Below are 11,278 nucleotides of genomic sequence, written 5' to 3'. Positions count from 1 at the left end.
ACGACGGCGGGCGGCGGGGTCAAGACTTCCTGGCCTCGATCTTCGAAGCGTCGTAGAGGGACGACAGGTTGTTGGTCGGGAACCCGGTGACGCCGACCCGGGCGACCTGCCGGGCCGGGCCGAGGAGCAACCAGTCGCTGGCCGCGTCCTCGGAGATCTGCCGGGCGAGCTTGCGCAGGTTCTGGTCACGCTCGGCGTCGGAGGACGCCGTCACCGCGGCTCGATAGTCCTGCTGGGCCGCCGGGCTGTCGTAACGCCAGTAGTAGCCCGGCTTCGCGTAGTTACCCAGATCTCGTGGTTCGGCGTGGTCGACGATGCTCAGGTCGTAGTCGGCGTTCTTGTACACCTGGGTGAGCCAGGTGGGGAACTCGACACTGGTTATCTTCACGGTGATCCCGACGTCCTGAAGCTGGGAGCGGACGTATTCGGAGACGCTCGGCGGGTAGATGTTCGCAACCGTCAGGGTGAGGTTCAGCCCGCCGGCGTAGCCGGCGTCGGCGAGCAGCTTCCGGGCGTTCGCCGGGTCGTACCTGTCGATTCCGGTGAGGTCCTCGTACCAGGGGTCCAACGGTGGGACGGAGCTGCCGATCCGGGTACCGCCACCGAGTATCTTGATCAGACCGTCCTTGTTGATGCCCTGCCGGATCGCGTGCCGGACCCGGGCGTCGGACAGCGGTGTGCGCGCATGGTTGACCCCGAGGATGAACTTGTCGGTGCTGGTGCCCGTGACGACGACGAAGTTCGGGTTGCCCTGGTAGGAGTTGACCAGCTCGCTCTCGGCGATGGTGCCGATGTCGACCTGCCCGGTCTTCACCGCGTTGTTCTGCGCGTTCGGGTCGGTGATGTAGCGGAAGACGACCTTGGTGACACCGGCCTTCGTCCCCCAGTACTGGTCGTTGCGGACGAGCGTGATGCTGTCGCCGCGCCGCCAGCTGTCGAACCGGAACGGGCCGGTGCCGACCGGTCTGGTGTCCAGGTCGGTGGCGCCCTCCCGGATGACGGCGCCGGCGGCTCCGGTGAGACGGTAAGTCAGGTTGGTGTCGCGCTCCTTCAGGGTGAGCACGACGGTTTTCGCGTCGGGTGCGGCCACCGAGGCCACCGAGGCTAGGTCGGAGGCGTTGGGATTCACCGATCCCGGCGCGATGACCTTGTTCAGGGACGCCACCACGTCGGCGGCGCGCAGCGGCGAACCGTCCTGGAAGGTCACGTTGTCGCGCAGGGTGAAGGTGTAGGTCTTCCCGTCGTGGGAGACCTGGTAGGACGTGGCCAGCGCCGGGGTGACGGCGCCCTTGTCGTCCCGCTGGAGCAGCCCCTGGTAGACGTTGTTGAGCAGGACCTGGCCGATGGCGGCGCCGGAGGCCTTGGTGATGTCGAGGCTGCCCGGCTCGAGAACGAGTCCGATGGTCACGGTGGCGTCCGGGTTGGCCTTGCCGGCCGCGCCGGCCGTGCCACCCGCCGCGTTCGCTGCCGTGCCGCCGGAACCGCCCGAACCGCAGGCTGTGAGCACCATTCCCGCCAGGGCCACCGCGCCGGTGAGCGATCTGATCTTCATCAACTGCCTTCTCCTGGAAAGCCTTCGGCCACAGCCACAGGCCACAGCCGGCAACACCGCCGGGGCCGCTCAGCGTCGCCCGGAGCCGGTGCGACAGGGCGGACGTTGGTGGCTGTAGTTGCGGGCTGTGACCGGGTCGGATGTCAGCGGATCGGGTGCGGGTCGGCTGGCGCGAGGTCGGCTGCCTCACCGTGCGGGAGGACCACCGCCGCGCCGGCCGGACCTGGGTTCGCGAGCCGTCGCCGGTAACGGATATGGATACCGGCCCGGCGACCGTCGACGTGAAACCGTCCCGGCGGGTAGCCGCCGTGATACCGGCGCGCTCACCGGATTTTCAGGATCAGTAACAGATCTGGTCGAAGTGGTGCGCACGACGGGAGATCCAGAACGGGTCGAGAATCACCGCTGGCAGTCGACGCCCTGTGCGCACAGCCTGAATGTAACTCCACGGTGGCCTTTGGTCCAGAACCGACGTGGGTGTTCCAGAGCCGAGCGGGTCCGCCGAACCGGGGCCGCCGCGGGTCCGCCGAACCGGGCCCGCCAAGTCAGGACCGGCAAGTCGGGCTCCCCGCGAAAGGCGCTTCAGCGCGTCCTCCCGGCCCGACCTGCCAGTTTCCCTTTTCCACCGGCTCGGTTGACAAGCCTTGTGGGTGTACCTAATGTCGCCTGCATGAGCCGGCATACCTACCACCTGGTTTGCCGTTATCCGGCTTTCCGCGTCCACGTCCACGTCCACGTCAGCGGGGTGGCGAGCGTGCTCTGTTCGCCCAGCTGACAACGTCCGCCTGCCTGACTGCGCCGTTTCATCCCGGCTTTGCCGGACGCCGATCACCGCTGGATTTTCGCCCGCACCGTACGTGTCGCCGGGCGTCGGGCGATGGTCGGCCGCGTGAGCGTGACCGCGACCCCCAGAAGATCGTCGACTTGGGCGGCCCAGTGCCGTCCTGGCGCTCAACATCCATCGAGAACACCGAGAACCGAGATTCATCGAGAGCTGACGGAGCGACACGTGGATCTACAGCTGGACGGGCGGCGGGCGATCGTGACCGGCGGTAGTCGCGGCATCGGCCGGGCCATCGCGAGGTCGCTGGCCGCCGAGGGGGTCAAGGTCGCGATTGCCGCGCGTGACGTCGACACCCTGGAGGTGGCCGTCAAGCAGCTCGAGGCCGAGACCGGCGGCACCGTGCTGCCGGTCGTCGCCGACACCCGCGACGGGGCTGCCGTGGCGCGGCTGGCCGAGCGGACGGTCGCGGAGTTCGGCGGGGTCGACATCCTGGTCAACAACGCCGCCCAGCCGGGCGGCGCCGGCGGTCCCGGTGGATTCCCCGAGCTGGACACCGTCGATCTCGCCGACGACATCGACGTGAAGGTCATCGGTTATCTGCGCACCGCCCAGGCGGTCGCACCGCATCTCGTCCGGGCCGGCTGGGGCCGCATCATCAACATCGGCGGTCTCGCGGCCCGTTCGACCGGGCGGGTGGCCGCGTCCATCCGCAACGCCAGCGTCACCGCGCTCACCAAGAACCTCGCGGACGAGCTCGGTCCGCACGGGATCAACGTCGTCGCCGTTCACCCCGGCCCCACCGTCACCGAACGGTTCGCCGACCTGGTCGGCAACGAGCCCGGCCGGCTGGACGCCATCACCGCGACGCTGACGATCGGTCGGGTGATCACCGCCGAGGAGGTGGCCACGCTGGTGACGTTCCTCGCGTCCCCGCTGAGCGTGTCGATCACGGGCGAGACGATCGCCTGCGGCGGCGGGAGCCGCGGGCCGATCTACTACTGATCCCGTCCGGCTGGTCCAGCGGATCGTCTCCCGGCCATCCACCAGTCCGGCTACCGAGGCCGGGTCATCCGCCCGTCTGGGCGCCGGGCTGGGCCATCAGTCCTCCGGGTGCCGGGCCGGCGCGGGCCGGCGGACGCGGATGTCGCTGGCTGTGTCCATACTCTGCGCAGCATCTGTGGTCGGCGCCGCTGTGGCCACGCTGCCGGCCACGGCGGCGCCGCGCTTGTGCGGCCGGGGCTATGCGGCGATCGGGGTGTAGTGGGAGGCGTCGTCGCCCTCGATGGCGTGGCTGCGCCGGCCGTCCACCCCGACCGGTACGCCGCCGGCGACGGTGACCCGGTGTAGCAGCCGTGGGAGGTCGCCGTAGTCGTCGACGCCGTAGTGCTGGGTGATGCGATTGTCGAAGAAGGCGAGGTCGCCGGGGGCCCACCGCCACCGGACGGTGTTCTCCGGCCGGGTGATATAGGTCTGCAACAGGCGGAGAATGTCGCGCGACTCGGTCACGGACAGGCCGACGATGCGCTGTGCGAACCCGCCGATGAACAGGCCCCGTTCGCCCGTCTCGGGGTGGACGCGGACCACAGGGTGGGCGGTCCGGTACTTCCGGGAGACGAAGATCTCGCGGTACGCCTTCGTCTGCGTTGTCTCGGCCGGCGGTATCGCGTAGTCGTAGTCGTTGGTGTGCTCCGCCCAGATCCGGTCGGCCAGTTCACGCAGGTCGCCCGGGAGGTCCTGATAGGCGGTCGCGGCGTTGGCGATGAGGGTGTCCCCGCCGAACGGGGGGATCACGATGCTGCGCAGGGTGCTCGCGGCCGGCGGACTGACGACGAACGTGACGTCGGTGTGCCAGTTGTTGGCCCTGCCCTCGGTCGAGTCCACCCGCAGCACGTTCGGGCTGCCGGCCAGGGACGGGACGGTGGGGTGCGCCGTGGTGAGCTCGCCGAAGCGGGCGGCGAAGCGCTGCTGCCTCTGGTCGTCGAGTTCCTGCCCGCGGAAGAACAGCGCCTTGTGTTCGACGAGCGCGGCCCGGATCGACGCGACGGTGTCGTCGTCGAGCTCGTCGCGAAGGTCCACGCCGACCACCTCGGCGCCGATCCGCCCGGTTACCTTGCGGATGTCGAGATCCGTACTGACGACGGCCATGTCGCTCCTTAGTGATCCGGGGCGTGGGCCTTTGGCGGCGCGGAAGAAGCATGGTCGCGCCGCCTTTGGCTTTCTGATCGGTTGACCGGGAAGAACTGTCCGGTGACCGGCGCTGACGGTTTCCCGTCGGCTCATGACGCCATGGTCATGTTTGCCGCGGATCGGGTCAATATTTAGCGCTCCGGTGAAAATAATTGGACGACGTCCGTATCGACAGACAATGCGGGCACGATGAGCCACAGCCCGGTGGGACGAGCCGCAACACCGGTGGGACGAGTTACAGAATCTCGGATCGAGTCCGATGATCGGGTCTTCGCCGGCCTGGTGGCGCGTCCCGGGTGAGAGCCATGGTGGTCGACCGGCATCCGCTGCCTGGGGCAGGGGTCGCTGCGCCAGGCAGCGGATGCGCCGCGGCGGACAGCGCCGCAGGAGCCGGTACCGGCCGTCCGGTGACCCGGTGACCCGGTGACCCGGGGACCTGGGCCTCCGGCAGCGCGAGAAAACCATGATCGCGCTGCCGGAGGCCCTCCCAGCGGGTTGACAACTGGCCATTCCCACCGACATAGTCGCCAACGTGTCGGGGAGAAGGCTGTCGGTCCGGCGGGCGGTGGACTATGTCCGTGTTGCCAGCGACCTGTGTCGGGGCTGACCCGTCCTGACATTTTCGTAGCACCGGTCGTGAGCACGTCCGTAGTTATCCGGCAGATGGTCGTTCCTGCCACCGACGGTAGCAGCGGCGATCCATTGTTCGTACCGTGGTGGTATCCGCAGTGGTATCTACCTGTGGGTGGTCGATGAAATGACGGGGCTTTTCACAGTGACCCTGCCGCGCCCTCGGCGACCTGGCAGCACCATCTGTTCCTCCGCTGGTTTTCGTGCTTGTTTCCGGCCCGGCCGAGATATCGAGGATTGTCGAAGATTACTGCCGTCACCCACGTCCGCGGCCGGGCGCACATCTGTGTCCGCCTGTCCTGACCGTGCTCCGGCCGGCCGCCGAGAATGCCGCCAAGAATAGGGATCCGATGAGCGACCAGCCCCACCAGCCACACCGACACCGCGACGCGTTCCTGACGCGCGCCGGCCGGGTCGGCGTCCTGCGGTGAGCGTCGTGTCGAGACGCCGTCCGCGGCTGGTCGCCGTCCCCGCCGAGACCGACGTCCTCGTGCTCGGGGGAGGCCCAGCCGGGACTTGGGCGGCGCTGGCGGCAGCGGGCCGCGGCCGGCGGGTGACGCTCGCGGACAAGGGCTACTGCGGCACCAGCGGCTCGACGGCAGCGGCCGGTAACAACCTGTGGTACCTGCCACCGGGCGGGCGCTCCCGGACGGAGGCCATGGCCGCCCGCGAGATCGCCGGCGGCCACCTCACCGACCGGCAGTGGATGGCACGCGTCCTCGACCGGACGTGGGAGGCGGTCGAGCAGCTGGCCGGGTGGGGCTACCCGTTCCCGGTGGCCGACGACGGCACCCGGCAGCGCGGCAGCCTGCAGGGCCCGGAGTACATGCGGTTGATGCGCCGCCAGGTCCGGCGCGCCGGTGTCGTCATCCTCGACCAGTCGCCGGCCCTCGAGCTCCTGGCCGACCCCGACGGTGTCGTCACCGGCGCCGCCGGCGTCCGGCGCCAGCAGGCCGGCGAACGCTGGCAGGTGCGTGCCGGTGCCGTGGTTCTGGCGACCGGAGGCTGCGCGTTCCGTTCCGGCGCACTGGGGCTCAACGTGGACACCGGTGACGGCGCGCTGATGGCCGCGGAGCTCGGCGCCGAACTCTCCGGGATGGAGTTCTCCTGCCAGTACGGCATCGCGCCCGCCTTCGGCGCGCAGACCAAGGGCCTGATGTACCAGTTCGCCGTGTTCACCGACGCCGACGGCACCGAACTGGCCACTGCCGCGTTCCCCGGCGGTCTCCTCGACGTGCAGCGGGCGGCGCTGCACACGCAGGTGTACGCCCGGCTCGAGCGGGCCGAGCCGCACCTTCAGGAGGCGATGCGGTGGTCGCAGCCGAACTTCTTCCTGCCGTTCGACAAGCTGGGCATCGACCCGTTCACCCAGCGTTTCCCGATCCGTTTCGTCATGGAGGGCACCGTCCGCGGGACGGGCGGGCTACGCCTGGTCGACGACGGATGCGCGACCACCGTCCCCGGACTGTTCGTGGCCGGTGACGCCGCGTCCCGTGAGCTCGTCACCGGCGCGATCAGTGGAGGTGGCAGCCACAACGGCTCCTGGGCGATCTCCTCCGGTAGCTGGGCCGGTGCGGCGGCAGCCGGGTTCGCCGCCGGGCGCCCGGTCGGCTGGCCGTCAGCGCCCCTCACACCCGCCGGGGGCGCGGGGCTGCGTGCCCGGGAAGGCCGTGGCGACCTGCGGTACGAGGAGGTGGTGGCCACCGTCCAGGATCGGGTGCTGCCGCTGCGGCACAACAGGTTCAGGACCGGGACGGACCTGCGTGAGTCACTGGCCGTCCTCGATTCGCTGTGGTTGGCCGTCGTCGACGGGCTCGCGCCAAGCGGCGACGGCCACACCGTCACCCCCATCCGGGAGGCCGCGGCGATGCTCGCGCACGCGCGGTGGATGTATCGCAGCGCGCTGTCGCGGCCGGAGAGCCGCGGGCTGCAGGTCCGCCAGGACCGGCCGGAGGCCGACCCGGCCCTGGCCCACCGGATCCGTGTCGGTGGTCTCGACCAGGTGTGGACGACCGCCGAGACCATCACCATTCCTGGCCTTCGTCGCGCCGAGGAGGTGCCGGTCCCGTGATCGAGGTGGTCAGCGGCAGCCGGTGCATAGACTGCAACATCTGCGTCGAGGTGTGTCCCACCAACGTCTTCGACGCGGTCGACGGCGGCCATCCGGTGATAGCCCGGCAGCCCGAATGCCAGACCTGCTTCATGTGCGAGGCCCACTGCCCCGCCGACGCGCTGTTCGTGGCGCCGCTGGTGGGTCCGGCGCCGGCCGGGTCGTCGCTGCGGGACGAGGCGTTCCTCGAAGCCCACAACCGGTTCGGGGAGTACCGGCGCTGGCTCGGCTGGGGCCACGGCCGCCGACCTGGCAGCCTGATGGATCGCAACCACGTCTTCACCGCACGCTTCAGCGCGGCACCGGAGGCACCCGGCCGGTGAGACAGGTGGGGACTCCGACAACGGACACTGGTGGCTACCAAAAGCAAAAAGACGATTACCGAAAGCGGATAGTCGACAGTAGATGACCGACGGCCGAAGACCGAAGATGACCCACGATCCGACCAGCGACGAGGCAGGAAACAGCCACATGTCGACGTCCCGCGAGCCCGGGCTCCGGCCCGCCCCGCATCCCGCTCCCACCGGTACGCGGCGCGACCCGTACGCGGGCTTCGGCGGTCGGATCGGGCGCACCTTCGGCGAGTCGGAACCGGCGTGGCCGTCCCGCGTCCGCCCGGAGGGCCGCGCACCCAACATCATCGTGGTGCTGGTCGACGACATGGGTTACAGCGACATCGGCCCGTTCGGCGCCGAGATCGCCACGCCGGCCCTGGACCGGCTCGCCGAGCAGGGCCTGCGGCTGACCAACTACCACACCATGCCGCTGTGTTCACCGGCCCGAGCAGCTCTGCTGACCGGGCTCAACCCGCACCGCGTCGGCTACGCCATGGTGGCGAACGCCGACCCCGGATTTCCCGGCTACGGGATGGAGATCGCCGAAGACATCCCCACCCTGGCCGAACTGCTGCACGACACCGGATACGCCACCTATGCGGTCGGCAAGTGGCACCTGGCGCGCGACTCGGCGTCCAACGCGGCCGACGACCGGCGCAACTGGCCGCTGCAGAAGGGCTTCGACCAGTACTACGGCGTCCTGGAAGGGCTCACCAGCCTGTTCCACCCGCATCAGCTGGTACGGGACAACAGCCCGCTGGACATCGACGACCTGCCCGACGGCTACTACTACACCGACGACATCACCGACCAGGCGATCTCGATGGTGACGTCGCTGCGGGCGCACGACGCCGACAAGCCGTTCTTCCTCTACGTCGCGCACAACGCCGTACACGGTCCGTTGCAGGCCAAGCCCGAGGACGTCCTGCGCTACCGGGGCCGCTATGACGGCGGCTGGGACGCGCTGCGGGAGACCCGCTTCGGCCGGCAGCTCGCGGCCGGCCTCTTCTCCGCCGACACCCGGCTGCCGCGGCGCAACTTCGAGGCCGGACACGAGGTGGGCGCCTGGGCGGAGCTCTCCCCGGAGCAGCAGCGGCTGTACGCGCGGTACATGGAGGTCTACGCCGCCATGGTCGACAACATCGACCAGAACCTCGGGCGGCTGCTGGACACCCTCGCCGCGCTCGGTGACCTGGACAACACGATCGTCGTCTTCACCTCCGACAACGGAGGCACGGGCGAAGGCGGCGCGGAGGGCACCCGCAGCTACTTCAAGCGCTTCGTCCAACATCCGGAACTGCCCGCCGACTGGGACCCCGACGTCGAACGCGACCCCGAACTGATCGGCGGCCCGCGCAGTCTGGTGCACTACCCGCGTGGCTGGGGGATGGCCTCCAACACGCCGTTCCGGCTGTACAAGGGCCAGACCTACGCCGGGGGGGGTGCGGGTGCCGCTCGTCCTGTCCTGGCCGGCCGGCCTGCGCACACCCGCCGGGGACACCGGCATCCGCACGCAGTACCAGTACGTCACCGACATCACCCCGACGCTGCTCGACCTGGCCGGGGTGGCGCGGCCGGAACAGCGCCGCGGGCAGCCGGTCCAGGAGCTCGACGGATTCAGCTTCGCCGCCGTCCTCGCGGACCCGGACGAACCCAGCACCCACTACGAGCAGTACTGCGAGATGATCGGCAACCGCAGCTACTACCGGGACGGTTGGAAGCTGGTCACGCTACACCGGCCCGGTGCCCCCTACGACGACGGCGAATGGGCGCTCTACGACGTGACGCGAGACCCGACGGAGATCGTCGACCTGTCCGCCGCCCACCCCGACGTGGTCAAGGAGCTGGCCGCGGCATGGGAGAACGCGGCGTGGCGCAACGGCGTCTTCCCGCTCGTCGACGGTAGCGGCGCGCTGGTCATCCGCAATCCCGCGGAGGAACGGCTGCGGCGGCCGGTGACCCTGCTGGCCGGCACGCCCGAGCTGGAGCGCTACCGCTCCGCCAAGCTCATCACCTTCCGCTCCTTCGACATCGCCATCGAACTGGACGAGCACGCCGCCGGCGACGAAGGAGTGCTCGTGTCGCACGGCGACCAGGGCGGCGGTTACAGCGTGTATGTGGAGGATGGGCGGCTGCGCTTCGCATACAACGAGTACGGCGTGCTGTACGAGGCCGACGCCGGGCCGCTGCCCGCCGGGCGGCACACCGTCCGCGTCCGCGCGCAGGCCATCCCGGGTCTGCGCTGGGACTGGCGGATCCTCGTCGACGGCACCGAAACCGGCCGGCTGGCCGACGTGCACCAGCTGATCGGCATGGCTCCCCTGCAGGGAATCAGCGTCGGCGTGGACCGCAAGTCCCCGGTCTCCTGGCCCATCCACGAACGCCACCGCAGCTTCCGCTACACCGGCCGCCTGCGATCCGTGACCTACATTCCGGGACCGCCCGCCCCGGACGACCCCGAAACGCTGGTCCGCACGTTGCGCGAAGCCGCCGCCGCCTTCGAGTAACCCCGGCCCTGATCGTCTCACGGGCAGAGCGCCTCGGGGCCCGGTCTCGAAGTAGCCGGCCTCCTCGTAGGCCGCGGTGAGCGTGACCGTGGTGGTGACCGCGGCGGCTGTCAGCAGCAGCGGCAGGATGAAGCTGAACAGCTCGCCGCCCAGGTAGCCGGCCGCCGTAGTCAGATCGGTGATGCCGAATGCCCTGATCAAACCCTTGGGCAGCGAGTCGACGTAGGCCTGGATGGATCCGGAGCGGTGCATTGCCGGCCATACCGACATCAGCAGCGCGGTGTAGAAGGCGACGGTCGCCACCCAGGACAGCACGGCGCGTTGCTGCCGCCGCAGCGCGAAGGTGGCCTCGGTCATGACGGGGCCACGTGACGGACGCGGGAGGGGAGTGTGCGGACGGATCCGGTCATGACCGATTTCCCTCGTGGGAGACGTCGCGGCGGTAGATGGCGAAGAACGCGTCCTCGAGGTCGGCCTCGGGGTCGGCCTCGGGGTCGGCCTCGGGGGCCGACGAGGGTACGGACGGGGTGGGCCGCCAGCACGGCCAGCACCGGTTGCAGCGGGCCGACGGCCGTCCACCGGGCGTGGCCGTCGTTGACGTGCAGGTCGGCGACGCCGGGGAGTGCCTTGAGGTCGGCGAGCGGCACGGGGCCGTCGAAGTACGCCTCGAAATGCTGGCGGGCGTCGTGCCGCAGGTTGTCGACCGTGTCCTGCGCGACCAGCCTGCAGCGGCGGAGCACGGCCACCCGGCTGGCGACGTGCTGTACCTCGGACAGGATGTGTGAGGACAGGAACACGGTCGAGCCCGCCGCCTCCACCTCGGTGACCATGGTCAGGAATTCCGCCTGGACCAGCGGGTCGGTGGGGCTGCCACCGAGCAACTCCACGTGTCCCGCGGTGGGCCTGGACAACCCGAGCAGCATCCGGATGGTGGTGCTCTTGCCCGCGCCGTTGGGACCCAGGTAGCCGTACACGGAGCCGGCGGCGACCTCCAGGTCGAGGTTGTCGAGCGCGGTGAGCGCACCGAAGCGCTTGGTCAGCCCTATACAGCGCAGGGCAGGGCAGGGGTGGTCGTCACTCCTTCAGCCTCTCTCCACGGCCTATCGGGTCCGGCAACGCGCGTCGTCAGGGAACAGCGCGGCGCCGGCGTGCTCGTCCCGTTGTTCACGTGGA

6 protein-coding genes and 1 pseudogene are annotated in these 11,278 nt (G+C 69.9%); 4 read left to right on the top strand and 3 right to left on the bottom strand.

Translation table 11 applies throughout. The features are described from left to right. Positions 1 to 19 precede the first annotated feature (19 nt). The gene (locus CV1CTNOD_RS17970) at positions 20 to 1,552 is read right to left on the bottom strand and encodes an ABC transporter substrate-binding protein (protein WP_131787190.1); all 1,533 of its coding nucleotides are present in this window, start codon (positions 1,550 to 1,552) and stop codon (positions 20 to 22) included. A 1,009-nt stretch (positions 1,553 to 2,561) separates the two neighbouring features. Between CV1CTNOD_RS17970 and CV1CTNOD_RS17965 the strand changes: the two genes are divergently transcribed. Next, on the top strand, positions 2,562 to 3,338 hold the full coding sequence (locus CV1CTNOD_RS17965) for an SDR family NAD(P)-dependent oxidoreductase (protein WP_131787189.1): 777 nt from the start codon (positions 2,562 to 2,564) through the stop codon (positions 3,336 to 3,338). A 237-nt stretch (positions 3,339 to 3,575) separates the two neighbouring features. Here CV1CTNOD_RS17965 and CV1CTNOD_RS17960 read toward each other — a convergent pair whose 3' ends face one another. Continuing rightward, a complete protein-coding gene (locus tag CV1CTNOD_RS17960) occupies positions 3,576 to 4,481 on the bottom strand; it encodes a TauD/TfdA dioxygenase family protein (protein ID WP_131787188.1) in 906 nt (301 codons plus the stop codon). 1,099 nt (positions 4,482 to 5,580) lie between these two features. Between CV1CTNOD_RS17960 and CV1CTNOD_RS17955 the strand changes: the two genes are divergently transcribed. The 3 genes and pseudogenes from CV1CTNOD_RS17955 (at position 5,581) to CV1CTNOD_RS17945 (ending at position 10,105) form a co-directional block, all read left to right on the top strand. After that, entirely contained in the window at positions 5,581 to 7,224 is a 1,644-nt protein-coding gene (locus tag CV1CTNOD_RS17955) for an FAD-dependent oxidoreductase (protein WP_207386524.1), read from the top strand. Then, positions 7,221 to 7,586 (top strand): 4Fe-4S dicluster domain-containing protein, encoded by a 366-nt coding sequence (locus tag CV1CTNOD_RS17950; RefSeq protein ID WP_131787187.1) that lies wholly within the window; start codon positions 7,221 to 7,223, stop codon positions 7,584 to 7,586. The genes CV1CTNOD_RS17955 and CV1CTNOD_RS17950 overlap by 4 nt, the downstream gene beginning before the upstream one ends. A 148-nt stretch (positions 7,587 to 7,734) precedes the next feature. After that, a pseudogene (locus tag CV1CTNOD_RS17945) lies at positions 7,735 to 10,105 on the top strand (arylsulfatase). A 353-nt stretch (positions 10,106 to 10,458) separates the two neighbouring features. Here CV1CTNOD_RS17945 and CV1CTNOD_RS17940 read toward each other — a convergent pair. Continuing rightward, positions 10,459 to 11,079, bottom strand: a complete 621-nt coding sequence (locus CV1CTNOD_RS17940; protein WP_242606789.1) for an ATP-binding cassette domain-containing protein — start codon at positions 11,077 to 11,079, stop codon at positions 10,459 to 10,461. Between the last annotated feature and the right edge of the window lie 199 nt (positions 11,080 to 11,278).

Source organism: Protofrankia symbiont of Coriaria ruscifolia, assembly GCF_900634745.1.
Lineage (GTDB): Bacteria > Actinomycetota > Actinomycetes > Frankiales > Frankiaceae > Protofrankia > Protofrankia californiensis.
The sequence above is the reverse complement of the archived record's forward strand: the minus strand, read 5'-3'. Positions and strand labels throughout refer to the sequence as shown.

Excerpts from the sequence above, each read along its gene's own strand:
- CV1CTNOD_RS17970 (WP_131787190.1), bottom strand. The coding sequence starts at position 1,552 with ATGAAGATCAGATCGCTCACCGGCGCGGTGGCCCTGGCGGGAATGGTG.
- CV1CTNOD_RS17960 (WP_131787188.1), bottom strand. The coding sequence starts at position 4,481 with ATGGCCGTCGTCAGTACGGATCTCGACATCCGCAAGGTAACCGGGCGG.